This is a genomic window from Massilia sp. Root418 (assembly GCF_001425265.1).
GTDB lineage: Bacteria > Pseudomonadota > Gammaproteobacteria > Burkholderiales > Burkholderiaceae_D > Rugamonas.
Window position 1 is genome coordinate 341187 of record NZ_LMEC01000023.1, and the last position, 22669, is coordinate 363855.

The following is a 22669-nucleotide window of genomic DNA, read 5'->3' on the forward strand; positions in this document are numbered from 1 at the left end:
GCGGTCACCATGTTTTCAGGGGGACGCCGTTCAGGCCCACCTTGTCCGAGCGCGAGGAGACGTCGAACACGTCCTCGCCTTCGGTGGGATTGTCGGGTGGTGAGTTGTAGGCGCGCTTGTGCCAGGTGGCGCCGGCGCTGGTGATGCTGGCTGGCGCGAACGGGTCGCGCGGCAGGCGGCGCAGGAAGTAGATGTTCTGCTTGCGCGGGCTGCGCTGGTCGGGTACGCCGTCCACGAGGTCCTCCAGCTTTTTCGGGAAACCGGAGTCGCCGAGATTGAGCTTGATGCTGCCGTTGTCGGCAGCACGCTTGTGGGCGTCGATGGCTTCGCGGATTTCCAGCAGGGCGGCGCGCAGCTGATGCTCGCGTTCGCGCTGCACGCCCACCTGCACCATGGGCACTGCCACCGCCGCCAGCGTGGCCATGATGGCGAGCGTGATCATGAGCTCGATGAACGTGAAGCCGCGCTGGACGGCATGCGGGCGGCGGTCCGGCATTACTGGCCCTTTTTCGGCACGTTCGGCAGCGGTCCGGCCGGTTCCGGCTTGGCGGCGCTGGAGGGTTGGGCGAAGGCGCCGCCCTGGCTGTCTTCGCCGCCGGTCATGGGAGAGTTGCGCGGCAGGGGCGCGGCGGGCGCGGTGGGCGCCTGCAGCGCGTCAGGCGAGGCGCCTGCGCCTGCCGGCGCGTAGCTGCCGGCCGGTGCGCCGGCACCGCCGCCGTTGCCTGTGCCGCCATCGCCGCCGCCGGCCAGCGGCCCCCGGCCGCCGATGTTGGACTCGGTCCCGGACAGGAATTCCGCTTCGCTCAGCTCCGGCCGGCGGATCGCGCGTACCAGGCGCGGGGTGATGGACAGTACGATCTCGCTGCGCGAGCGGTCGTCCTTCTGGCTGCCGAACAGGCGGTTCAGCATGGGCAGTTCGCCAATGCCGGGCACCTTGTTGCCGGTGCTGCGGTCCTCGTCGCTGATCAGGCCCGCCAGCATCTGCGTTTCGCCGTCGCGCAGGCGCAGCACGGTGGAGGCGCTGCGGGTGCCGATCTGGTAGGCCTGCGTGCCGGACTTGCTGGTCACGTCCTTCACCACGTTGCTCACTTCCAGGTTGACCTTGATCGCCACCTCGTCGTCCAGATAGACGTTCGGCTCCACGTCCAGCTTCAAGCCCACGTCGATGTAGTTCACGCTGTCCGAGCTGACGCCGTTGTTGGTGGTGACGGTGATGACGGGCACGCGGTCGCCGATCAGCACCTTGGCCTTGTCCTTGTTGCGCACGCGGATGCGCGGGTTGGCGAGGATGTTGCTGTCGGTGTCGGTCTTCAGCGCGTTGACGACCACCGAGCCCAGTTCCAGGTTGGTGGTCTCGCTGCTCACGCGGCGCAGGTCGGCCAGTTTCAGGCCGCCGATGCTGCCGGCGGCGCCGGCCAAGCTGAGCTTGGCCTGCTCTGGCCAGCGTATGCCCAGCTCCTGCAGGCGGGTGCGCTTCACTTCCAGCACTTCCACTTCCAGCACCACTTCCGGGTCCGCCACGTCCTGCACGGCGATGATGCGCTCGGCCATGCGGATCAGCTCCGGCGTGTCGCGCATGATGATGATGCCCACCCGCTCGTCGGTAACGATGTCGCGTGCCTTGAGCAGCGTCTTCAGGGTGAAGGCCACCTGTTTCACGTCGGCGTTGGTGATGAAAAAGGTGCGCACCACCAGCTGCTGGTAGTCCTTCAGCTTCTGCGCGGTGCTGGGGTAGATGGTGATGGCACGCTCGCCTGTGACGCTTTGTTCCAGCTGGTTGGAGCTGAGCAGCATGGCGATGGCTTCTTCGATGCTGGCGTCGCGCACGGAGATGGTGGCGCGCAGGGCGGGGTCGACTTCCTTGTCGAAGGCGAAATTCAGGCCCGAGACTTTGCCGATGAAGTCGAACACGGAGCGCAGCGGCGCGTCGCGGAATTCCAAGGTGACCGGTTTGCGGTAGGCAGCGGCCAGGCGGCCGGCCGGCTTGCGGCGGGCCTGCTCTTCGGCGATGCGTGCCTTCAGGCGCAGCGCGTCGCGCTGGTTGGGGCGTTCCTGCAGCACGGGCCGCAGCAGCTCCTGGGCGGCGCTGAGATTCGCTTCGCCGCCGCGCTGGGCCAGCGCGTCCGCTTCGGCCACGGCCTGGCGGTAGCGCCGGTCCTGCGCCAGCGCGGCCTGTCCCTGGCGCGCGATGGTGTTGTTGGGATCGATGGCCAGCGCCTGCTGGTACAGGCTGTCCGCCTGCACGGCGCCGGCATCGCTGCCTTGCGCGCGCTGGGCATCGGCGCGGGCGATCAGGCTGTGCACCAGGCCGGCCTTGCGGTTCAGGAGCGTAATGCGGTACTGGGCGTTGTGGGGATCTTCGCGCAGCGCCTGCTCAAGCTTGGCAAGGCCTTGTTCGGTGTGGCCAGCGTCGAGCAGGGCTGTGCCTTCGGAGTAGGTCCGGGTGCCGGCGCAGGCGGCGAGCAGGACGCTCAGCCCGAGGATGTGCAGGCGATTTACAGCGGCGTGGTTCAATTCAGGTCCCCTACGGCTAAGGTTTGTTTCAGGTTGAGCGGCAGATACGTGAAGGTGAGCGCGCCGTTGGCGGCGCCTTCCAGCTGGTAGTGGTCGCCGACCTTCTCGCCGACGCGGGCGACGATGTTGTGGTCTTCCATCTGGAGGAAGTAGGCCACCTTGCCGTCGTCGATAAAGCGGCCCACGAACTGGAACGGTAGCGGCGGCGCGCCGCCGGCGGACCTGGCGCCGCCGGTGCCGGCCAGCTGCTCCTGGGGCGCGCGCGCGGCGGCGGGCTTGAGCGGGGAGGGGGCTTGCCAGCCGGTGCTGGAAAACAGGTTGCCCTGGTCTTCGTTGGCCACGCGGCGCTGGATTTGCAGCTCGGCGGGAATGGCGGGCGCGGAGCCGGGAGCGAAGGCGGGTTCGGCAGAGGGGCCGGCTGCGGCAGCGGCTGCGATTGAGGGTGCGATTCCCGGTGCGGCTTTGGCTGCCGCGATCTGCGCTGCGATGGCGGCGCTGTGCGCCATGCCTGTGGCGTCGTAAGCCGGACGTGGTGTGGCGGCGGCGGGGGAAACGATCATGCCTTCATCATCCGGCGCGAACCAGGCGGCGAGCAGGGTTGCGGCGGCGGCGCCGCCCAGTATCAGCTTCCTCATCGCGCGCCCTCCGCCTTGCGCACCAGTAGCACAAACCGGATGCGCGCTTCGGCCTCGCCGCTGTCGATGCGTTCGCGCTTGAAGGCAACGCTGTCCAGCGTCAGTGCGGGCAGCTCCTGCAGGGCGTCCAGCATGAAGGCCTGCACGCTGGCGTAGTCGGCTTTCACCGGCAGGTTGATCTGGTAGTGCATGAAGCTGGCACGCGGCTCCGGCTGGGCCTTGTATTCGGCTTTGGCGAGCGGCACTTTGTGGCGGGCGGCGATGTCGACCAGCGTTTGCAGCTGCTCGGGAATGGCGGCGTGTGCGGGCAGGTAGGCGTAGAAGGCGCTCAGGCCGTCGGCCGCCGTGGGACTGGGCGTTTGCGGTTGCGCTGCGGCGTGGACGGCCGTTGCCAGTTGCCGGCGAAGGGCGATCTCTTGTTCGTGCATGCCTGCGGCGTGCCACTGCGCGAGCAGGGCCGCGCACAGGGCGGCGATGCCGGCGGCGGCTGCGCTGCCGGTCTTGCGCCACAGGCGTTTGCATTCCCAGGCCAGGCGCGGGCCTGCCTTGGCGGGCAGCGCCAGCTTGAGCGCTGCACCGGTTTTCATTGGCGCCATTGGGCCTCCAGCTGGAAACGGTATGACTGGCCTGCGGCGCCGCCGGCCAGTTCGTGTTTGACAAGGTAGACGGAGCGGAACATCTGCTGCTGGTTCAGGAAGACCAGGTAGTTCAGCATGTCCTGCGCGGTTTCCGCTTCGGCGGATATCTTGAGCGTGCCGGAGGGGCTGCCGGCGGCCGGCGTTGCTGAAGCGGCTGCGGGGGCTCCTGCGGGCACGCCGGCAGCGGCCCTGGTCGCGGCTGTGACGTCGGCGGCTGACGCGGCGGGCGGCTGGCCGGTCGCCGCGTCCTGCACGGGCTGGCCGTTCAGGTCCAGGCCGAGCAGGGCCACGTGCAGGTCGCCGGGCGCTTGCAGGGTTTTCAGCAGCCGCGCAACCGGCAGGTTGAGCTGGCGCACGGCTTCTGCTACGAGCTTGGTCTGCTGGTCCTGTTCGCGCTGCTGGCTGGGCGCAAGCGTGGGCTGGGGCGCGCGTCTCGGCTGCGCTTGCGCGAGCTGGGCTTCCAGCTGCTGGAGCGCATTGGCCTGCTGGAGCCAGCGCGCGGCCGAGGGGAGCAGGGCGATCAGGCCTGCGGCGAGCAGCGCGCAGCGCCAGCCGTTCAGCGGCGGCGCCGCGCGGACGAAGGCGACGCGGGTGGCTGTCATGCCGCCTCCCGTGTGCTGCGTGCTGGTTCGCTTGCCGGAACGACGGAGAGCGGTAACTTGCCGCCGGCGTGGGCGCCCTCGGCGGGAGGCGCGCTGGCCGCCTGGCCGAACGGCGACGCGGCGAGCCGGAAGCGTCCGGGCAGTTGGCCGCTGGCCAGGCCGCCAGGCTGGCCGCTCAGGTCCACCACGGCTATGTCGCCGATGTCCGCCAGCCCGGGCTCGCGCAGGGTCCAGCGCTGCCAGGCTTGGGCCAGTTCCGCGTGCCAGGCGGCGCTGCAGGGCTGCGGCTGGACGGCGGCAACGCGGCCTTTCGCCAGTGCCGACATGGTGATGCGGCCTGGCTCGATGATGGCGAAGGCTTCAGGCTTATCCCGGGCGAGCGAGGCGCAGACCGTGCTGGCCAGTGGCTCGATGGCGGCGCAGCGCGTGCCGTGGTCGGCTGCCAGCGCGTGCAGGGCGTCCAGCAGCTCGGTGGCGATGCCGCACGCGAGGCGCGGCTGGCCGTAGGGCGCGTCGTCGCTGCCGACGGTCCAGCCGCGTGCAGCTTCGCCGTAGATGGCGGCAAACTGCGTTTCCAGGAAGTGCGCCGCGCCCGCTTCGGACAGCAGTGCATCGCTCCACGGCGCCATCAGCATCTGGCACCAGCGGCCGGACAGGCTGACGTGCATCGGCAGCCTGTCCGCCAGCGCGCCCCGCACGCCCGCCGAACCGTCTGTGCCGCCGCTGCTGCTACCGCTGCTGCCTCTGTTGTCGGCGGCCGTTCCGGCAGCCGGCAGCGTGTCTGCGGCATAGGCGTGTACGGGCTGGGCCAGCAGGGCGCGCAGGGCGGCGAGCGGGACTTGCCACTGGCCGGCTGGATTGGCGAACCCGACGTGCAGCGTGCCGCCCTCGGCGATGCGGGCGCCTTGCCTCAGCACGGCCAGCAGGCTTTGCGGCCCGAGATGCACGTGCAGCGTGCGGCGCGCCGGAAGCAGCCCGGCGATGCGTTTAATAAGTGACACGGTTGAGCTCCGACAGCGTGGTTTCTCCCAGCCGCACCAGTTCCAGCGCCGCTTCCCGCGCCAGCCGGAACCCGTTCCGCGCGGCTTCCTCCTTCATGCGGCCGACCGGCGCGCGGCTACAGATCATTTCGCGCATGGCGTCGTTCAGCATCAGCACCTCCGCCACCGCCTTGCGCCCCTTGTAGCCGGTGCCCCGGCAATGGCCGCAGCCCGTTCCCGCCTTGAAGCGCCATCCCCGCACGGCATCCTCGGTGAGGCCGCTGTCGCGCAGCTCCTGCGGATCGGGCGGCACGTCCGCCGTGCAGTGCCCGCAATTCAGCCGCAGCAGGCGCTGGGCCACGATACCGTTCAGCGCCGCCGCGAAGCTGTACGGGTCCACACCCATGTGCAGGAAGCGGCCCACCACGTCGAACACGTTGTTGGCGTGGACGGTGGTGAACACCAGGTGGCCCGTCAGCGACGCCTGCACCGCGATCTGCGCGGTTTCGTCGTCGCGGATTTCGCCGATCAGGATCTTGTCCGGATCGTGCCGCAGGATGGAGCGCAGCCCGCGCGCGAAGGTCAGCCCCTTCTTTTCGTTCACCGGGATCTGCAGCACGCGCGGCAGGCGGTACTCCACCGGGTCCTCGATGGTGACAATCTTGTCGCGCCCCGTGTTGATCTCGGTGATGGCGGCATACAGCGTGGTGGTCTTGCCCGATCCGGTGGGACCGGTCACCAGCAGCATGCCGTGCGGCTTGGCGGCCAGGCGGCGGATCTGCACGATGGCGTCCGCGTTCAGGCCCAGGCTCTCCAGCCGCAGCGCGGCGGCGGCGGCGGTCAGCGCGCGCCGGTCCAGCAGGCGCAGCACCGCGTCCTCGCCGAAAATGTTCGGCATGATGGAGACGCGGAAGTCGATTTCGCTGCCTTTTACGCGCACCTTGAAGCGGCCGTCCTGCGGCACCCGGCGTTCGGCGATGTCCAGGTCCGCCAGCACCTTGATGCGCGAGATGACCTGTTCGGCCATCTGCAGGCCCTGCACCTGGCCCGCCTGCACCAGCACCCCGTCCACGCGGTACTTGATGACCAGGCTGGCCACGTCGCATTCCAGGTGGATGTCGCTGGCCTGCAGCTTGAGCGCGTCGTAGATGGTGGAGTTGACCAGCTTGACCACGGGACTGCTGTCTTCGCTGATACGGATCAGCGAAATGTCCTCGATGGTCTGGTCCTGGCTGGCCTCGCCGGCGGCGTCTTCGCTCATGCCGGCCATGGCCTGCTGCACGGATTCCTGCTGCGCCAGGTAGGCTGCCATGTCGTCCGGGTGCGCCAGCGCCACCGTGAACGCGCCCACTGTGTAGCCGGCCCACTGCAGCACGTCGTCCGCGAACGGATCGGCGATCACCAGCACCGGGGCGCCGGCCCCCTCCATCAGCACGCATTCGCGCTGCGCGCAGTCGGTGTAGGGCAACAGGGCATATGCCGGACGTCCCGCCTGCAGGCTGGCCATGGGCCAGGCCGGATAGCAGAACAGCGCCGCCAGCTGGCGCGTGAATTCTTCCGGCGCCAGGCCCGCCATGTCTTCCAGCACGGCCAGTTGCGGCCGGCCCTGGGACTGCGCGGCGGCGCCTGCGCTGTGCAGCAGTTCGGGCGTGACGGCCGGCGCCAGCGCAGCCGGGGTGGAAGGTGCGCGTGCGTTCATGACAGGCTCCCTGCAAGTTCGAATATCGGCATATACATCAGCACCACCACGCCGCCGATCACCACGCCGATCAGCGTCATGAGCAGCGGTTCGAGCAGGCGCGAGGCCCAGTCCACCCAGCGCGCAAATTCCTCGTCGTGAAACCTGGCCGAGCGCTCCAGCATGTCGCCCAGGCGCCCCGTGTTCTCGCCCACCTTGAGCAGCGACTGCGCCACCGGCGTGGCCAGGCCCTGGCGCTCCAGCGCGGTGGAGAAGGGCAGGCCTTCCTCGACCGCGCGGCGGGCCTGCGCCAGCGCCTGGCGCTGTTGCGGCAGCAGCATGGCCGACACCATGGACAAGGCCTTGGGCAGCGGTATGCCCGCGTGCAGCAGCAGGCTGAGGGCGCGGTAGAAGCGCGCCAGGCGGAATTCGGCGGCCTTCGCGGCCAGCAGCGGCAGGCGCAGCACCTGCAGCAGCAGGGCGCCGCGCACGGCGGCATTGGTGGCGGCGAACACGGCGCCGCCGGCTGCACCGAGCAGCACGCCCAGGCACAGCCAGGGATGGGCGGCCAGCTGGCGGCCGAAGGCCAGCAGCATCTGCGACATCCACGGGATCTCGCGGCCGGAGCTTTCATACACCACGCTGAACTTCGGCACCACGTAGCCGAGCAGGAACAGCGTGACCAGCGTGCCCACGCACAGCAGCATCACGGGGTAGATGGCGGCCGATGCCAGCTTCTTGCGGATGGCGTCGAACTGCAGCTGGTAGGCCACGTAGCGCGCCAGCGCCTCGGGCAGGTTGCCGGAGCGTTCGGCCGCGTGCACGGTGGAGACATAAATATCGGGAAAAATGGCGGCATGCGTGGCCGGCTGCGCGGCCAGGCTTTCGGAAAAGCTCTTGCCCTGCTGGAGCGCGAGCTGGATGCCGGCCAGCGTGGCCTTGGCGCTGCCGCGCGCTTCCTTGTTGTGCAAGGTGGCGATGGCTTCGCTCAGGTTCAGGCCCGCTTCGAGCAGGGCCAGCAACTCCTGGCTGAACTGCAGCAGCGGGAAGGGCTGATTGCGGGAGGGCGGCGCGGCGCCGCCGGCCGCAGCCTGCGCCGGGCCGTCGACAGCCAGCACGCGCCAGCCCTGGCGCAGCGCGCGGCGTACCGCATCCGATTCGCTTGAAGCATCAATTGCTATGGTCTGGCGGCCAGCCGTGCCGCTGGTGGCTGGCTGCACCTGTATCTGGTACTGCATTACCGCCCTTCACTATCTTTCCCGGAAGTACTCGGAAGCCGAGCTGAGCCGCATTTGGCCGACTTCGGGGTCAGACCCCGAAGTTGGCAAAAATGCGGCTCAGCCCGGCTGGTTTGCTACGCTTACTGGGTGACCAGGCTGACCTTGTCGACCACGAACGAGGTCTGGGCCGACGAGTCTTCCGTCATGGCGAACGACAGCGTCACCGTCTGGCCTTTGTACGGCAGCAGGTTGAAGCTGCGGGTCTGGTAGCCGGTGGCCTTGTTCAGGTTGGAGTAGGTGGCCAGCGTGCCGAGCACCGCGCCGCTGCTGTTTTTCACCGTGACCGTCAGCTTGTCGTAGACGGTGCTGGTGGTGGTTTCCGCGGTGTCGATGTGCAGCGCGAAGTTCAGCGTGGCGGCGGTGGCGGTCGACGGGATCGCCACCGCTTGCGTCAGCGTTTCGGTGGCGGTGGTGCCGTTGCCGCCGAGCCAGGCGAAGCGGGTGCCTTCGAACGCGGTCTGGCCGCTGAAGGAACCGATCACGCCGGTGCTGCCGCTCCAGCCGGTGGTGCTGGACTCGAAGCCGCCGTTGGTCACGCGCTCGATGCCGCTCACCGTGGACACGGTCAGGGTGGCGTTGCTCGACGTGGCCGTGACTGCCGGCGACGACGAGTCGGTGACCGTGGCCTTGAACACGGCGCCGTTGTCGGTCGACTGCGCCGTGAACGAGTAGGTTGGCGAGGTGGCGCCGGAGATCAGCGTGTTGTTGCGGTACCACTTGTACACGTACGGCGCGGTGCCGCCGCTGGCGCTCACGGAGAACGACGCGGTGGCGCCGGGGGCGACCGTGATGCTGCCCGGCTGGGTGCCGATGGTGACGCCGCCGCTGGCCACTTCATCCACGTCCAGGCCCACGTTGATGGCCGCGTAGGCGCGCTTGACGGCGGTGGCTTCCTTGCTGCCCACGCCGTACAGTTCTTCGGCCGCCGTGATCATCTTGGTGCGCGCGTCGGCGTAGTTGGTCGACGAGGTGAACTTGGTGGTCAGCGCCTTGAACCAGATGCGGTAGGCCTTGTCGTTGCCGACGCCGGTCATGGCCAGCGGCTGCTTGGTCAGGTAGGAGCTGTAGTAGTCGCTGCTGGAGGTGGCGTTCGAGCCCTGCGACAGGAAATAGAACATGCGGTTGTTCGGGCCGCTGCTGTAGTGCACGTTCAGGTTCTTCAGCGTGGTGCTCCACGCGTTCGGGCTGCTGCCGTCCTTGCTTGGCTTGTACATCCAGCGCAGCGGCTGGCCGCTCTTGGAGATTTCCTTGCCCATCATCCAGTCGTTGCCGGTGGCCGGGATCACGCTGCCGGTGCCGCCTGCGCGCGCGTAGGCTTCGGTCATCTCGCCGGCGATGTCGGCGCCCGATTCATTCAGGCCGCCCGACTCGCCCGAGTAGGTCAGGTTGGAGGTGGCGTCGATCACGCCGTGGCCCATTTCGTGGCCGATCACGTCGATCGAGCCCAGGTTGTTGAAGGACGAGCCGCCGTCGCCGATGTACATGCACTTGCAGTTCGGGTCGAAGAAGGCATTGTCGTAGTTGTTGTCAACGTGGACGGCGATGTAGGTGGCGGTGTTGTTACCGTCCAGCGACTGCCAGCCCAGCGTGTTCTTCATGGTGTCGTAGGTGTTCATCAGACCCCACATCGCATTCACGGCGGCGGTCTGGCCGTTGGCGTTGGTGGTGCTGCCGCCGCTGATGTATTGCTGACCGTCGCCCCAGGTGTTGCTGCTGTTGGTGTAGATGTTGCCCGGGGTCGGATTCGATTCCGGCGCGTGGTTGGCGTTGGTGATGGCCATGCCGCCGAAGTTGCCGCCCACGCCGCGCGTGGCGTCCTTCATCTGGTAGGTGCTGCCCGACAGCGTGGTGTTGATCGGCACGGCGCCGTTGTACTGGCTGTTGCCGGTGCCGACCACGGTTTGCAGCGCTTCCCACTGGGCGATCACGGCGCCGGTCTTGGCGTTGATCACGGTGTCGTGGTACAGCACGCGCTTGCGGCTGTCGGCCATGCGGGTTTTCACCAGGTAGGCCAGCTCGTAGCGGTCCACCACCTCTTCCAGGTCGGTGGCGTTCAGGGCCGACTCGGCCTTGTTCAGGGCCGAGGCCACGCGCACCGATTTCATCACCGGATAGATCAGCAGTTCGGCGTGCGGCGCCCAGCGGTGCACGCCGTTCGGCGCCACGCTCTTGACCACGGCGGCCACGGCGTCCGCGCTGCTCAGCGACGGCGTCAGTTCCGGCGCGCCGGTGCGGCTGCCGTTGGCGGCCACGCCGCGCGGCGCGTTCAGGCCGGCGCGGCGGTCGGACACGGATTCGCTCACGATGTTGTCGGCCGCGTCGGTGACGATGATGGATTCGGAGCCGAACACGCGCAGGCCGTTGTAGGTGTGCTGGGCGCGGGTGATCTTGGTGCCGGCTACGCCGGGGTGCTGGCCGCCGATCGCGAAGCCGTGCTGCATGCCCAGGCCGGCCGAGCTGGGACGGTGGGCCAGTTTGGCGGCCAGGCCGGCGCTCTCTTGTGGAGAGGATTGGGCCACGGGTGCGGCCATCATTTGCGGACCGGCCGCGTAGGCCTGGGCGGCGAGCAGCATCGGCAGGGCGGCGATGGATGCGGCAAGCATGTTCTTACGTAGATTCATCTTCTCTCCAAGGGTAGCGTTAGTGTTCTGGCGGTGCTTTTGGCGGGCCAGCGCAGCGACACTATTCCTTGCCGATGCGGCAAGTCAAAAAACTTGGGAAATGAGTCGCAGGGATGAGAAATGTTAAGAATGGGACAAAGTTGCCGATTTTGCCGGGCGCTGATTGGCTACAAATCGGCGCCTAATGGCGCACGATAGGTGGGTTTCAGCACGATACTGTGTGTTACACGCAACGGAATAGACGTAACACTCTATTTTCGTGACGTACGCGACACATTGCCCATTTATTCAGCACGCTCGGGTTGCAATTTCTTAATGTTGCGATCTACACTAGAAGCACAAAGCGCAGGGCCAGACCCGACAAAAACGACGCGCACCGGGAACTACAGGGAACAGAGAACATGACCACACGCACAGCGCCACCCCAGCCCTCATAGGGCCACGCCGGGCCTCGCCGCCGCCCCCAGCACATCCGTACGCCGCCCGCCGCAACCCGGCTTCCGCGGTGCCATCGCGCGCCTTCGCCCACCCCGGCCAGGTTCGCAGGGACAGCTTTTTTCTTTGTTTACTATGCTCTCGATATCTACCAAAGTTGAGCGGATCGTCATGGAATCGCCCTTCCTTACCGAAGGACTGGGGCGCGGATTGATCAACCTGTCGGAACTGGCGCGGCAGCTGCAGCCGCAGCTGGAGACGGACCTGTGGAAGCCGGTGGGGCAGGCCGCCGTGGTGATGGCCCTGCGGCGCGTGGCCGAGCGCCTGCCGCAGCACGAGGCGGCCGCGCACGGCGAGCTGTCGCTGGCGCGCAAGACCGGCGAGCTGACCACCCGCACCGACCTGACGATGTACACCTTCCGCTATTCGGAGAACACCTACGAGTGCCACCGCCAGCTGCTGGCGCTGGCCGCGCCGCAGCAGGGCGCCTTCGTGTCGGTCACGCGCGGCATCCACGAGGTGATGGTGGTGTGCAGCCGCCCGCTCACCAGCGCCATCGACGAGGTGTTCGTGACCGAGCGCCAGCTGGCGCGGCTGGAGAATTTGAACGCGGTGACCTTGCACCTGGATCCGGAGACGTTCAACATGCCGGGCATTTACCACGGCATCCTGAAGAAGCTGGCGTGGGACAAGATCAATCTGGTGAACATGATCTGCACCCACACCGAGCTGACGATATTGCTGGAGCAGCGCCAGACCGGCGCGGCGATTGCGGTGCTGTCGCGGCTGGTGGCGCAGTGATGGCGGCGCTTGGCGGGTTACGCTGCGCTAACCCGCCCTACGGATACCACGACGGCGCTTGGCGGGTTACGCTGCGCTAACCCGCCCTACGGAATCCAAATACCACGGCGCGCGGTGCGCGTAGGGCGGGTTAGGCGCAGCCGTAACCCGCCGATGCCCGCGCTTAGTTGCCCAACTGCCCGCGCACCCGCGCGATCGCCTTGCGCACCTGGTTCGGCGCGGTGCCGCCCACGTGGTCGCGCGCGGCCACCGAGCCTTCCAGGGTGAGCACCTGGAAGATGTCCTGCTCGATCAGCGTGGAGAAGGCGCGCAGCTGGTCCAGCGACATTTCCGACAGGTCGATGCCGAGGTCCACGCAAGCACGGACCGCGTGCGCCACGGCTTCGTGCGCGTCGCGGAATGGCAGGCCTTTCTTCACCAGGTAGTCGGCCAGGTCGGTGGCGGTGGCGTAGCCCTGCAGGGCCGCCGCGCGCATCGCTTCCGGCTTGACGGTGATGCCGCCGGCCATGTCGGCGAAGATGCGCAGCGTGTCCATCAGCGTGTCCACGGTATCGAACAGCGGTTCCTTGTCTTCCTGGTTGTCCTTGTTGTAGGCCAGCGGCTGGCCTTTCATCAGGGTCAGCAAGCCCATCAGGTGGCCGTACACGCGGCCGGTCTTGCCGCGCGCCAGTTCCGGCACGTCCGGGTTTTTCTTCTGCGGCATGATGGACGAGCCGGTGCAGAAACGGTCGGCGATGTCGATGAAGCCCACGCGTGGGCTCATCCAGATGATCAGCTCTTCGGACATGCGCGACACGTGCGTCATGATCAGCGAAGCGGCGGCCGTGAATTCAATGGCGAAGTCGCGGTCCGACACGGCGTCCAGCGAATTGTGGCAGACGTCGTCGAAGCCCAGCGTCTTGGCCACTTGCAGGCGGTCGATCGGGAAAGTGGTGCCGGCCAGCGCGGCCGCGCCCAGCGGCAGGCGGTTTACGCGCTTGCGGCAGTCGGCCATGCGCTCGGCGTCGCGGCCGAACATTTCAACGTAGGCCAGCATGTGGTGGCCGAAAGTGATCGGCTGCGCCACCTGCATATGGGTGAAGCCGGGCAGGATGGTGTCGGCGTGCTGCTCGGCCAGGTCGGTCAGGGCGCCGCGCAGCTGGTTCAGCAGGCCGGTCACGTCGTCGATTGCCGTACGCACGTACAGGCGGATGTCGGTGGCCACCTGGTCGTTGCGCGAACGGCCCGTGTGCAGGCGCTTGCCGGCGTCGCCCACCAGCTCGGTCAGGCGCTTTTCGATGTTCAGGTGGACGTCTTCCAGGTCCAGCAGCCATTCAAACTTGCCCGCCTCGATTTCCTGGCTGATCTGCGCCATGCCGCGCTGGATATCGGCCAGGTCGGCCGCCGTGATGATCTTTTGCGCGGCCAGCATGCCGGCGTGCGCCAGCGAGCCTTCGATATCGGCTTTGGCCAGGCGGTTGTCAAAAAATACAGAGGCGGTATAGCGTTTGACGAGGTCGGAAACCGGTTCGGAGAAGCGAGCGGACCAGGCTTCGCCCTTCTTGGAGAATTGATCAGTCATGATTTTTATAAGAGGGTGGGCGTGCGGATTAGCGACGATTATAAACAAGGTTGGGCATTCCCACCGATTCCGGGCCGCCACGGGCGTGACAGGCGGGCGGAAATCGCCGATGATGGCACTATGAAAAACGCGGAGGACAGATCATGAAACAGGCAGCCAAAGCCAGCTTGTTGTGCGTGTTGATGGCCGGCGCGCTGTCCTGCGCTGCCGCCACGGCTGGCGAGGCTGCTGCCGCTACTGCTACTACTGCTGCTGCCCCGGCTGGCGCACCCGCCGCACCGCTTGCCGCCGCACAGGGCAGCGGCAGCGCGCCGGCGGCTGCGCCCGAACTGAAGACGCTGGACGGCATCCTGTCCGCGCTGTACGGCACCATCTCCGGCGCCGCCGGCGCGCCGCGCGACTGGGAGCGCCTGCGCAGCCTGTTCACCCATGAGGGGCACATGGTGGTGCACGGCCCGAACAAGAACGGTGACATGACCACCCGCGTGCTGTCCATCTCCGATTACATCTCGCGCGTGACGCCGGTGTTCGCCAAGGAAGGCTTCTACGAAACCGAACTTGCGCGCAGCACTGAGACCTTCGGCCAGATCGCCCACGTTTTCAGCACGTATGAATCGCGCCACGCGCCGGATGAGGCCAAGCCTTTCCAGCGCGGCGTGAACAGCATCCAGCTGGTGAACGACGGCCAGCGCTGGTGGATACAGTCGCTGCTGTGGCAGGCCGAGACGGAGCAGAACCCGCTACCGGCGCGCTACCTGAAAGGCAAACATTGAATATCTCCACGGACAAGGCGGCGCTTGACATCGCGCTGATCCACCGCTTCCTGAGCGAACGCTCCACCTGGGCGGTGGACATGCCGCTGGCGCTGCTGGAGAAGGCTATCGCCAACTCGCTGTGCTTCGGCGGCTACCAGGACGGGCAGCAGATCGCTTTTGCCCGCGTGATCACGGACGGCGCCACGTTCGCCAATCTGGTGGACGTGTTCGTGCTGCCCGAGCACCGCGGCCTGGGGCACAGCAAGCGCCTGATGGCGGCCGTCATGGCGCATCCGGAGTTGCAGGGGCTGCGGCGCTTCACCCTGGCCACCGGTGATGCGCACGGGCTGTACGCCCAATTCGGCTTTGCGCCGCCCCAGCGCCCGCAGACGCTGATGGAGCGCTACTTCCCGGATGTTTATCAGCAGCTTGAGCCGGTGGCGGCGCCGGCGGGTTACGGCGCCAGCGCCTAACCCGCCCTACGGCAGCCCCCCCGGGCGGCGGCCATCACGCGCCGTTTCCCCAGCGTGCGTTCATACGGCAGGCCCCCTGGCGCCAGCCATTACGCGCCGTTTCCCAAGCGTCCATTCATACGGCAGGCCCCTTGCGCCGGGCCGTCATGCGCCGCTTGCTGGCGAGCATCCGTAGGGCGGGTTAGGCGCTTGCGCCGTAACCCGCCGTCACTGCCAATGCATCAGGCAGGGCGGAATCAGCAGCAGCAGCGCCATCACCGCGTAGATCAGCTGCAGCGGGACCATCCACTTGGCCCAGGTGATCCAGGGTATGCGGGCCAGGGCCAGCACGCCGACCGTGATGCCGGAAGTGGGAATCATCGGCGTGGTCAGCTCGCCGAACTGGAAGGCCAGCACGGCGGTCTGGCGCGTCACGCCCACCAGGTCCGCCAGCGGCGCCATGATGGGCATGGTCAGCGAGGCCTGGCCGGTGCCGGAGTGGATGAAGAAATTGATCACGGTCTGGATGCCGAACATCTTCTGCGCGGCGAACACGGGGCTGGACGACTGCACCAGCGGCAGCAGGCCATGCAGCATGGTGTCGATGATGTTGGCGTCGCGCGCCAGGATCATGGTGCCGCGCGCCAGGGCGATGATCAGCGCCGTGCCGACCAGGTCTTTCGCGCCCTGGATGAAGGCGCCCACCAGTTCGTCTGCGTCCAGCCCGCCGATCAGGCCGATGACGATCCCCATGGTCATGAACAGCGCCGCGATCTGCTCGATGTACCAGTCGAACTTCACCACGCCGATCACCATGCCCAGCAGCGAGGCGGCGAATATCCACAGCACCACCTTGTGCTTGAGCGTCATGCCGGCGAAGCTGCTCAGGTCCAGATGGCTTTCCTTGCGTTTGGCCTGGTCCAGCACGTAGGTCGGGCTCAGTTCGGGGTTGCGCTTGATGCGCGCCGCGTACCACATCATGAAGGCGGCGGTGATGGCGGTGGCCACCACCCAGCAGATCAGCCGGTAGCTCATGCCCGAGAACACCGGGATGCCGGCGATGCCTTGCGCGATGCCGACGTTGAACGGGTTCAGGAAGGCCGCCCCGAAGCCCACCTGCGAGCCGAGGAAGGGAATGGACACGCCGGTGATGGTGTCGTAGCCCAGCGCGAGCGCCAGCGGCACGAAGATGAGGATGAAGGGGATCGCTTCCTCGTTCATGCCGAAGGTGGCCCCGCCCAGCGAGAACAGGGTGATGAACACCGGGATCAGCGCGGCCCGCACGAAGGGCGAGTGGGTGTACGCCTTGGCGATGGACTTGATCATGGCGTCGATGGCCTCGGTCTTGTGCAGCACCTGGAAGGTGCCGCCCACGATAAGGATGAAGCCGATGATCAGGCCTGCTTCGGCAAAGCCCTTGATGGGCGCCATCATCAGCGCCGTGAAGCCTTGCGGCTTGCTGTCGATGTAGTGGAAAGTGGCAGGGTTGATCAGCTGCTTGCCGTTGACCAGGTGGGTGTCGTATTTGCCGCCCGGGATCAGCCAGGTGGCCAGCGCGATCAGCGCCAGGATGGCGAAGACGAGGACATAGGTATTCGGGATGCGGAGTTTCATGGCGTCCTTGTTGTTCTATTGGCTGAGCAGGTCGCCGGAGCGGAAGGCCGCGGCCCCCGCCACCTTGCCGATGTTCCAGCCGCGCAGCACGTGGCGGTGGGCGGTGCGCGCAAACAGCACGCCGTCCACGCTGCAGCTGACGGTGCTGGTCTGGCCGCTGGCCGGGTCGATCACGTCGGCCACGGCATCGCCGGCCTTGAGCCGCTCGCCCATCTCGCGCTTGTAGACCAGCACCCCCGCATGCGGCGCCAGAAGCGGTTCCACGCCCTCCAGCGGGGTGGCTTCGCACAGCGGCGCGGGCAGCTCGCCCACTTCGGCATCGAGCACGCCGGCCTGCGCCAGGAAGCGCACCAGCGCGTCCGCGTCCTGCTGCGCCAGTTCGTAGCTCACGTCCATCTCGCCGCGCAGTTCCACGGTGGTGGACAGGCAGGCCGGCGGTATCGGATAGGCGTCGCCGAAGTGCTCCTGCAGGTCCCACCACAGGCGGCTGCACGCTTCGTCGAAGGGCTCGCCGCCCGCCGCCAGGGCCAGCAGCACCGCGTGGGCGCCCATCAGGCGCGCCAGCGGCGCGATGGCGTCCGCCAGCGGCGTGCCGGCGTAGATGTGCAGCACGGCTTCGTTATCGCAATGCAGGTCCAGCACGATGTCCGCATCGATGGCCATTTCCAGCAGCAGCTTCTTGTGCGCCTCGCCGTCGGACCTGGGCTGCCATGCGGCCACCGAAGCCAGCGCGTGTTCGCGGATGGTGCGCACATTGGCGTCCGCGTCCGGCCCCAGTTTGCCGTCCAGCGCGGTTTTCAGGTCGTCCGCCACGTGCTTGTAGGCGCGGTTGAAATTGACGCCGGTGGTCAGGTCGAAGCGGCCGAACGGTGCGCCGTGGATGGCTTGCGCCAGGCCGATGGGGTTGGCCGCCGGCACCAGGATGATTTCGCCCCGCACCTTGCCCGCCGTCTCCAGCGCGTCCAGCTGCTTGCGCAGGAATTGCGCCACCAGCATGCCGGGCACTTCGTCCGCGTGCAGCGCGGCCTGGATGTAGACCTTCTTGCCGGCGCCGGTGGCGCCATAGTGGTAGCTGGTCAGTTCAAACTGCGCGCTGCTCTGGGGCGCCGAGATGGGGTATTTTACGGTTCGCATGGGTAAGGCCCGTTGGTGAGGTATCGGGGGATTATGCGCATTTGATGTATATTTGCAAGCAGGAGGCACCGTTCCGGGCGCTTCCCCCGCAATTTCTCTGTAAAACGGACAGCATATGGGTGTACTCAAGACTTTGATTCATAGCATAGGCCGCTTTTCCCTGCTCTGGTACGCCATCATCGGCGCCCATACGCACGCCCACGCGGCCGAACCGCCGCAGCCCAAGGGCTCGCTGGTCATCATCGGCGGCGGCCTGCGCGGCGACAATGCCGACATCTGGCAGCGCATCGTGCAGCTGGCGGGCGGCAAGGGCGCCCGCATCGCCGTGTTCCCCTCGGCCGCCGGCACGCCGGAACGCTCCGGCCAGGCCATCATCGGTTACCTGAAGCGCTATGGCGCCGATCCCTTCCTGGTGCCCATCGCCGTCAAGCTGGCCAATAGCGATTACCGCAAGGCGGCCGACGACATGACGCTGGCCGACCGCGTGCGGCGCGCCGACGGCGTGTATTTCGCCGGCGGCGACCAGGGCCGCATCACCCAGGCGCTGGTGCGCGCGGACGGCACCCGCACCGCGGCGCTGGACGCCATCTGGGACATCTACCGGCGCGGCGGCGTCATCGCCGGCACCAGCGCCGGCGCGGCCATCATGAGCAGCACCATGTTCTACGACGCGCGCCGCGTGCTGGCCACCCTGCAGGAGGGCGTGGCCGACGGCAAGGACATCGCCCCCGGCCTGGGCTTCATCGGCGACGACATCTTCGTCGACCAGCATCTGCTGATCCGCGGCCGCTTCGCACGCATGATCCCGGCCATGCTGAAGAAGGGCTACCAGCTCGGCCTGGGCATCGACGAGAACAGCGCCATGGTGGTCAACGCCAAGCGCGAGGTGGAGATCATCGGCTACCGGGGCGCCATGCTGCTGGACCTGTCGCGCGCCACCATGGATTCCGAATCGAGCGCGTTCAACGTCAGCAATATCCTGATCAGCTACCTGGACCGGGGCGACAAGTTCAACATCGCCACCCAGACCTTCACGCCGGCGCCCGACAAGGCCGACGGACGGCTGGACAACACGCGGCCGGTGCGGCGCGGCGCGGTGTACAGCAACGACATCCTGGGCAACAGCGCCGTGGTGGACCTGATGGAAAAGCTGATCGACAGCGACCAGCAGGACGCCATCGGCATCGCCAGCGGCGACCCGCGCGGCACGGCGCCGGAAATCGGCTTCGAGTTCCGCTTCTCCAAGACGCCCGAGAGCACGGGCTACCTGTCCTCGGTGGTGGACGCGTATTCGATCCTGAACCTGCGCCTGGACATCCGTCCCATAGAAGTGCAACGTCCGCTGTACAAATACAAGAACTAATCGCAGGCATGGTGCGTCGGCGGGGCCTGCCTTAGAATACCGGCACACAACCCGGTACAAGGACTCCGCCATGACTTTCACCACCAAGGCCCGCGCTGCATTGCTCGGCGCGGCGCTTGCCCTGTCTTCTCCTTCCTTTGCAGCGGCGCCCCCGGCCACCGTCCGCCTCGACTATCTCCACACCGGCAACGCCCTGAACGAGCAGTACGCGATGGACCGCGTGGTGATCGAGCCGCTGCCATGGGCCGGCAAGCTCTCGCGCAATCTGGACGACACCGACCGCGGCGTGAACCGGGTGGAAGTGGTGGACGCCAGGACCGGCGAGCTGCTGTACTCGCGCGGCTTCTCCACCATCTTCGGCGAATGGCGCAGCACCGAGGAGGCGCAGAAGATGAGCCGGGGCTTCCAGGAGTCGGTGCGCTTTCCCAAGCCGGACCGCCCCGTGAAGGTGCGCATCCTCAAGCGCGACGAGCGCAACGCCTTCTCCGTGGTGTGGAGCGTGGAAGTGGACACCGACGCGCAGGACGTGGTGCGCAAGCAGGAGCCGGCACCCGCCAGGCCGATCCCGATCCGCGTCAGCGGCCCCTCGCCGGACAAGGTGGACCTGCTGATCCTGGGCGACGGCTACACCAAAGCCGACATGCCCAAGTTCGAAGCCACCGCGCGCCGGCTGGCGGACTACTTGTTCAGCGTGTCCCCGTTCAAGGAGCGCGCCAGGGACTTCAACGTGTGGGGCCTGGCCGTGCCGACCCAGGAATCCGGCGTGTCGCGCCCGTCCACCGGCGTGCATCATGCCAGCGCGCTGGGCACCCGCTACGACATCTTCGGCAGCGAGCGCTACGTGCTGGCGCTGGACAACCGCGCGCTGCGCGACATCGCCCAGCATGCGCCCTACGAGTTCATTGAAATCCTCGTCAACAACGACACCTACGGCGGCGGCGGCATTTACGGCCAGTTCAGCACGGCGGCTGCCAACAGCGACTGGGCGAACTATCTGTTCGTGCACGAATTCGGCCACCACTTCGCCGGCCTGGCGGACGAGTATTACACCTCGCCGGTTGCCTACCAGTCCAGCGGCGAGCGCGTGGAACCGTGGGAGCCCAACGCCACCGCGCTGCGCGACCCGGCCAGGCTGAAATGGAAGCACCTGGTGAACCCCGCCACGCCGCTGCCCACGCCGTGGCCGAAGGCCGAATACGAGGCGCACTCGCGCGAATACCAGAAGACGCGCGCGGCGCTGCGCAAGGCCAACCGTCCGGAGTCCGAAATGAGCGCGCTGTTCAAGGAAGACCTGGCCTGGACCAACAAGCTGTTTTCAGCTGCGCCGCACAAGCATGAAGTGGGCGCCTTCGAAGGCGCGAACTACGAAGCCTCCGGCTACTACCGCCCGGCGCAGCAATGCCTGATGTTCGACCGCAGCGAGAAGTTCTGCGCCGTGTGCAGCGAGGCGGTGAGCGAAACCATCGACCTGTATTCGCGGGACCCGGCGAAATCCCGTTAACGTTTGGTAACGATTGATACGAATACTGAGTGCGCCAGCGTACAGAGGGGAATTGCTGCTGAGCTTATTCTGGACCCGTGACAAGAAACAAGCACATCCCAGAAAACTACTGAAAGGTCCATACCATGAATAAGCTGATTGCTACCCTGATCGCAGGTCTGTTCGCTAGCGCCGCCATGGCACAAACCCCGGCGCCCGCCGCCGACGTTGCCAAGGCCCAGGCCAAGGCTGAAAAATCGGTAGCCAAAGCCGAAGCCAAGGAAATGAAAAAGGACGCCGCTGCCGATGAAGACGTAGCGAAAGCCCAGGCCAAGGCCGACGAAAAAGTCGCCAAAGCCCACGCCAAGGCGGAAAAGACCCACATGAAAGGCGAAGAAAAAATCGCCAAGGCCGACCCGGAAGACAAGGTGAAGGCCGAAGCCAAGGCCGACAAGAAGCTGGCCGACGCCAACATGAAAGTGGATAAAACCACCGCCAAGGCGGACGCCAAGGTAGCCAAGGAAAAGGCTGAAGCGACGGAAGAAAAAGCCATCGCCGCCGCCAAGACCAACGAGGTGAAAGCGAAAGCGGCCGCCGACGTGAAGGCTGCCACCGTCAAGTAAGTGCCGCGCGCGGCGGGTTGCGGCTGAGCCCGACCCGCCCTACAGCCAGGAAATCGGAGTCTCTGACTCCGATTTTTTTTATGCGCATTCCACCCGGTTGCGGCCGGACTGCTTGGCCTTGTACAGCGCCGCGTCCGCGCGCGAGAGCATGGTTTCCACCGGCGTGCCGCTGCCGGCCGCGCAATGCACGCCGATGCTGACGGTGGAGTTGAGCAGCTTGCCGTCGCCCACCGCCACCGTGTGCCGCGCGAAGGCGTCGCACACGCGCTGGGCGATGATGCGGGCATCCTCCGCACTGCAGCCGGGCAGCAGCACGGCGAATTCCTCCCCTCCCAGCCGGCCAAGAAGGTCGCCGCCGCGCAGGCAGCCTTCGGCGATGCGCGCGAAATTGACCAGCACCGTGTCGCCGGCCGCATGGCCGTAGCTGTCGTTGACCTTCTTGAAGAAGTCGATGTCCATCATCAGCACCGCCAGCGGGCGCCGCATCAGCTGCGGCGCGGCCAGCAGCGCGTCGGCGTGCTGCATGAAGCCGCCCCGGTTTAGCACGTGCGTGAGCGGGTCGTGCGAGGCGGCGTATTTCAGGCGGTCCAGCAACTCGTTGCGGGCCACCATCACGCTGGCCACCGTGAGCGGCGCCAGCGCCGTCAGCGTTACGCCCACGCGCAGCGACATGATGGCTTGCTGGCTGTCGAAATTGGCGCCGATGAGCAGCGTGCCGCTGGAGATGGCCAGCAGGGTCCACATGGAGAAGAACAGCGTGATGCCAGCCGTGGCGAACAGGCTGTAGGTCAGCGCGCACCACAGCATGGCGGGGATGGGGTAGGGGATCACGCCCGGTCCGCCCAGCTGCGTGCCCAGCCACAGGCTGCCGGCGAAGGCGGCCAGCGGCGCGAGCTGCTCCGGGCGCCAGCCGGGCCAGTCGGCGCGCCGCTGGTGCGCCTTCATCCAGCGACCCAGGTCGGGGAAGGTCAGCATCACCGGCAGGATGGCAATGTAGTTCACCAGCTCGGTGGAGAACCAGAACGCAAAGCCGTAGGCGTGGCTGCCGCCGAACAGCACCGGATGGATGAAGATGCCGGCCACGCCGGCCGCCGCCGCCGCGCACACCACCACCAGCACGAAGCGCAGCATGGAACGCGGGTGGCGCAGGTTCTGGTAGTCGGCGTCCATGCGCGAGAACAGGAAGTAGGCCACCCACACGCCCATCAGGTTGGTGCAGGTGAGCATGGCGCTCTTGGGCCAGCCGTGCTGCATGTGGAGGTCGGCCAGCATGTAGCCGCTGGCGGCGGCCAGCCAGTGCAGCAGGTTGGGGGGATGTTGCCGGCGCAGCAGCAGGCCGGCCAGCACCGCGTTGGTGGGCCAGAACGCGGCCAGCACGCCCGGCGGGGCGGTGTAGATGCCGAAGATGGAGCAGGCGAAGACCAGCGCGCCGACCAGCAGCGCGTCCTTGAGGTCAAAGCCTGAACGGCTGCCGGTCATGTCGATCCTCCACCCGAATCAGGC

Annotated in this window: 19 protein-coding genes; 6 read left to right on the forward strand and 13 right to left on the reverse strand. The window is 67.1% G+C overall.

Translation table 11 applies throughout. The features are described 5' to 3' along the window. Window positions 1-4: 4 nt before the first annotated feature. The 9 genes from ASC94_RS24955 to ASC94_RS24995 all read right to left on the reverse strand — a co-directional run bounded on the left by ASC94_RS24955 (window position 5) and on the right by ASC94_RS24995 (window position 10948). Entirely contained in the window at window positions 5-496 is a 492-nt protein-coding gene (locus tag ASC94_RS24955; RefSeq protein ID WP_056402332.1) for a type II secretion system protein, read from the reverse strand. Beyond that, window positions 496-2514 carry a secretin and TonB N-terminal domain-containing protein gene (locus ASC94_RS24960; protein WP_056402342.1) on the reverse strand — a complete coding sequence of 673 codons (2019 nt, stop codon included), beginning with the start codon at window positions 2512-2514 and terminating at the stop codon, window positions 496-498. The genes ASC94_RS24955 and ASC94_RS24960 overlap by 1 nt, the downstream gene beginning before the upstream one ends. Continuing rightward, window positions 2511-3149, reverse strand: coding sequence for a hypothetical protein (locus ASC94_RS24965; protein WP_056402345.1), 639 nt, complete (start codon window positions 3147-3149; stop codon window positions 2511-2513). Before ASC94_RS24965 ends, ASC94_RS24960 begins: the two co-directional genes overlap by 4 nt. After that, the gene (locus ASC94_RS24970) at window positions 3146-3745 is read right to left on the reverse strand and encodes a hypothetical protein (RefSeq protein ID WP_056402348.1); all 600 of its coding nucleotides are present in this window, start codon (window positions 3743-3745) and stop codon (window positions 3146-3148) included. The genes ASC94_RS24965 and ASC94_RS24970 overlap by 4 nt, the downstream gene beginning before the upstream one ends. Further along, window positions 3733-4389, reverse strand: coding sequence for a hypothetical protein (locus tag ASC94_RS24975; RefSeq protein ID WP_056402349.1), 657 nt, complete (start codon window positions 4387-4389; stop codon window positions 3733-3735). The genes ASC94_RS24970 and ASC94_RS24975 overlap by 13 nt, the downstream gene beginning before the upstream one ends. Further along, a complete protein-coding gene (locus tag ASC94_RS24980; RefSeq protein ID WP_056402352.1) occupies window positions 4386-5390 on the reverse strand; it encodes a hypothetical protein in 1005 nt (334 codons plus the stop codon). Before ASC94_RS24980 ends, ASC94_RS24975 begins: the two co-directional genes overlap by 4 nt. Then, on the reverse strand, window positions 5377-7068 hold the full coding sequence (locus ASC94_RS24985) for a GspE/PulE family protein (protein WP_056402355.1): 1692 nt from the start codon (window positions 7066-7068) through the stop codon (window positions 5377-5379). The genes ASC94_RS24980 and ASC94_RS24985 overlap by 14 nt, the downstream gene beginning before the upstream one ends. After that, on the reverse strand, window positions 7065-8285 hold the full coding sequence (locus tag ASC94_RS24990) for a type II secretion system F family protein (protein ID WP_056402358.1): 1221 nt from the start codon (window positions 8283-8285) through the stop codon (window positions 7065-7067). Before ASC94_RS24990 ends, ASC94_RS24985 begins: the two co-directional genes overlap by 4 nt. Window positions 8286-8407: 122 nt before the next feature. Beyond that, window positions 8408-10948: a M4 family metallopeptidase gene (locus ASC94_RS24995; protein ID WP_056402360.1), complete on the reverse strand. Its 2541-nt coding sequence runs from the start codon at window positions 10946-10948 to the stop codon at window positions 8408-8410. A gap of 606 nt (window positions 10949-11554) precedes the next feature. On the opposite strand from ASC94_RS24995, the gene ASC94_RS25000 reads away from it, so the two are divergent. Beyond that, window positions 11555-12184: a hypothetical protein gene (locus ASC94_RS25000; protein ID WP_229417397.1), complete on the forward strand. Its 630-nt coding sequence runs from the start codon at window positions 11555-11557 to the stop codon at window positions 12182-12184. A 163-nt stretch (window positions 12185-12347) separates the two neighbouring features. Here ASC94_RS25000 and argH read toward each other — a convergent pair whose 3' ends face one another. Continuing rightward, window positions 12348-13745 (reverse strand): argininosuccinate lyase, encoded by a 1398-nt coding sequence (gene argH, locus ASC94_RS25005; protein WP_056402367.1) that lies wholly within the window; start codon window positions 13743-13745, stop codon window positions 12348-12350. Window positions 13746-13888: 143 nt separating this feature from the next. On the opposite strand from argH, the gene ASC94_RS25010 reads away from it, so the two are divergent. Then, a complete protein-coding gene (locus ASC94_RS25010) occupies window positions 13889-14518 on the forward strand; it encodes a hypothetical protein (RefSeq protein ID WP_229417398.1) in 630 nt (209 codons plus the stop codon). Further along, the gene (locus ASC94_RS25015; protein WP_056402370.1) at window positions 14515-14973 is read left to right on the forward strand and encodes a GNAT family N-acetyltransferase; all 459 of its coding nucleotides are present in this window, start codon (window positions 14515-14517) and stop codon (window positions 14971-14973) included. Before ASC94_RS25010 ends, ASC94_RS25015 begins: the two co-directional genes overlap by 4 nt. 207 nt (window positions 14974-15180) lie before the next feature. Here ASC94_RS25015 and ASC94_RS25020 read toward each other — a convergent pair whose 3' ends face one another. Both ASC94_RS25020 and ASC94_RS25025 read right to left on the reverse strand, forming a co-directional pair. Then, window positions 15181-16566 carry a YfcC family protein gene (locus tag ASC94_RS25020; RefSeq protein WP_056402376.1) on the reverse strand — a complete coding sequence of 462 codons (1386 nt, stop codon included), beginning with the start codon at window positions 16564-16566 and terminating at the stop codon, window positions 15181-15183. Window positions 16567-16581: 15 nt separating this feature from the next. Then, on the reverse strand, window positions 16582-17700 hold the full coding sequence (locus ASC94_RS25025) for a succinylglutamate desuccinylase/aspartoacylase family protein (RefSeq protein WP_056402379.1): 1119 nt from the start codon (window positions 17698-17700) through the stop codon (window positions 16582-16584). A 115-nt stretch (window positions 17701-17815) separates the two neighbouring features. Here ASC94_RS25025 and ASC94_RS25030 point away from each other — a divergent pair, with 115 nt between their 5' ends. From ASC94_RS25030 to ASC94_RS25040, 3 genes are all read left to right on the forward strand, one after another. Further along, window positions 17816-19063, forward strand: a complete 1248-nt coding sequence (locus tag ASC94_RS25030) for a cyanophycinase (RefSeq protein WP_082616823.1) — start codon at window positions 17816-17818, stop codon at window positions 19061-19063. 70 nt (window positions 19064-19133) lie between these two features. After that, window positions 19134-20564 (forward strand): IgA Peptidase M64, encoded by a 1431-nt coding sequence (locus ASC94_RS25035; protein WP_056402383.1) that lies wholly within the window; start codon window positions 19134-19136, stop codon window positions 20562-20564. Between the two features lie 125 nt (window positions 20565-20689). Next, window positions 20690-21166, forward strand: a complete 477-nt coding sequence (locus ASC94_RS25040; protein WP_056402385.1) for a hypothetical protein — start codon at window positions 20690-20692, stop codon at window positions 21164-21166. A 78-nt stretch (window positions 21167-21244) separates the two neighbouring features. On the opposite strand, the gene ASC94_RS25045 is transcribed toward ASC94_RS25040, so the two are convergent. After that, window positions 21245-22645, reverse strand: coding sequence for a GGDEF domain-containing protein (locus tag ASC94_RS25045; protein WP_056402388.1), 1401 nt, complete (start codon window positions 22643-22645; stop codon window positions 21245-21247). Between the last annotated feature and the right edge of the window lie 24 nt (window positions 22646-22669).

Excerpts from the sequence above, each read along its gene's own strand:
- ASC94_RS24955 (WP_056402332.1), bottom strand. The coding sequence starts at position 496 with ATGCCGGACCGCCGCCCGCATGCCGTCCAGCGCGGCTTCACGTTCATC.
- ASC94_RS24965 (WP_056402345.1), bottom strand. The coding sequence starts at position 3,149 with ATGAGGAAGCTGATACTGGGCGGCGCCGCCGCCGCAACCCTGCTCGCC.
- ASC94_RS24970 (WP_056402348.1), bottom strand. The coding sequence starts at position 3,745 with ATGGCGCCAATGAAAACCGGTGCAGCGCTCAAGCTGGCGCTGCCCGCC.
- ASC94_RS24975 (WP_056402349.1), bottom strand. The coding sequence starts at position 4,389 with ATGACAGCCACCCGCGTCGCCTTCGTCCGCGCGGCGCCGCCGCTGAAC.
- ASC94_RS24985 (WP_056402355.1), bottom strand. The coding sequence starts at position 7,068 with ATGAACGCACGCGCACCTTCCACCCCGGCTGCGCTGGCGCCGGCCGTC.
- ASC94_RS24990 (WP_056402358.1), bottom strand. The coding sequence starts at position 8,285 with ATGCAGTACCAGATACAGGTGCAGCCAGCCACCAGCGGCACGGCTGGC.
- ASC94_RS24995 (WP_056402360.1), bottom strand. The coding sequence starts at position 10,948 with ATGAATCTACGTAAGAACATGCTTGCCGCATCCATCGCCGCCCTGCCG.
- ASC94_RS25000 (WP_229417397.1), top strand. The coding sequence starts at position 11,555 with ATGGAATCGCCCTTCCTTACCGAAGGACTGGGGCGCGGATTGATCAAC.
- argH (WP_056402367.1), bottom strand. The coding sequence starts at position 13,745 with ATGACTGATCAATTCTCCAAGAAGGGCGAAGCCTGGTCCGCTCGCTTC.
- ASC94_RS25010 (WP_229417398.1), top strand. The coding sequence starts at position 13,889 with ATGAAACAGGCAGCCAAAGCCAGCTTGTTGTGCGTGTTGATGGCCGGC.
- ASC94_RS25020 (WP_056402376.1), bottom strand. The coding sequence starts at position 16,566 with ATGAAACTCCGCATCCCGAATACCTATGTCCTCGTCTTCGCCATCCTG.
- ASC94_RS25025 (WP_056402379.1), bottom strand. The coding sequence starts at position 17,700 with ATGCGAACCGTAAAATACCCCATCTCGGCGCCCCAGAGCAGCGCGCAG.
- ASC94_RS25030 (WP_082616823.1), top strand. The coding sequence starts at position 17,816 with ATGGGTGTACTCAAGACTTTGATTCATAGCATAGGCCGCTTTTCCCTG.
- ASC94_RS25035 (WP_056402383.1), top strand. The coding sequence starts at position 19,134 with ATGACTTTCACCACCAAGGCCCGCGCTGCATTGCTCGGCGCGGCGCTT.
- ASC94_RS25040 (WP_056402385.1), top strand. The coding sequence starts at position 20,690 with ATGAATAAGCTGATTGCTACCCTGATCGCAGGTCTGTTCGCTAGCGCC.
- ASC94_RS25045 (WP_056402388.1), bottom strand. The coding sequence starts at position 22,645 with ATGACCGGCAGCCGTTCAGGCTTTGACCTCAAGGACGCGCTGCTGGTC.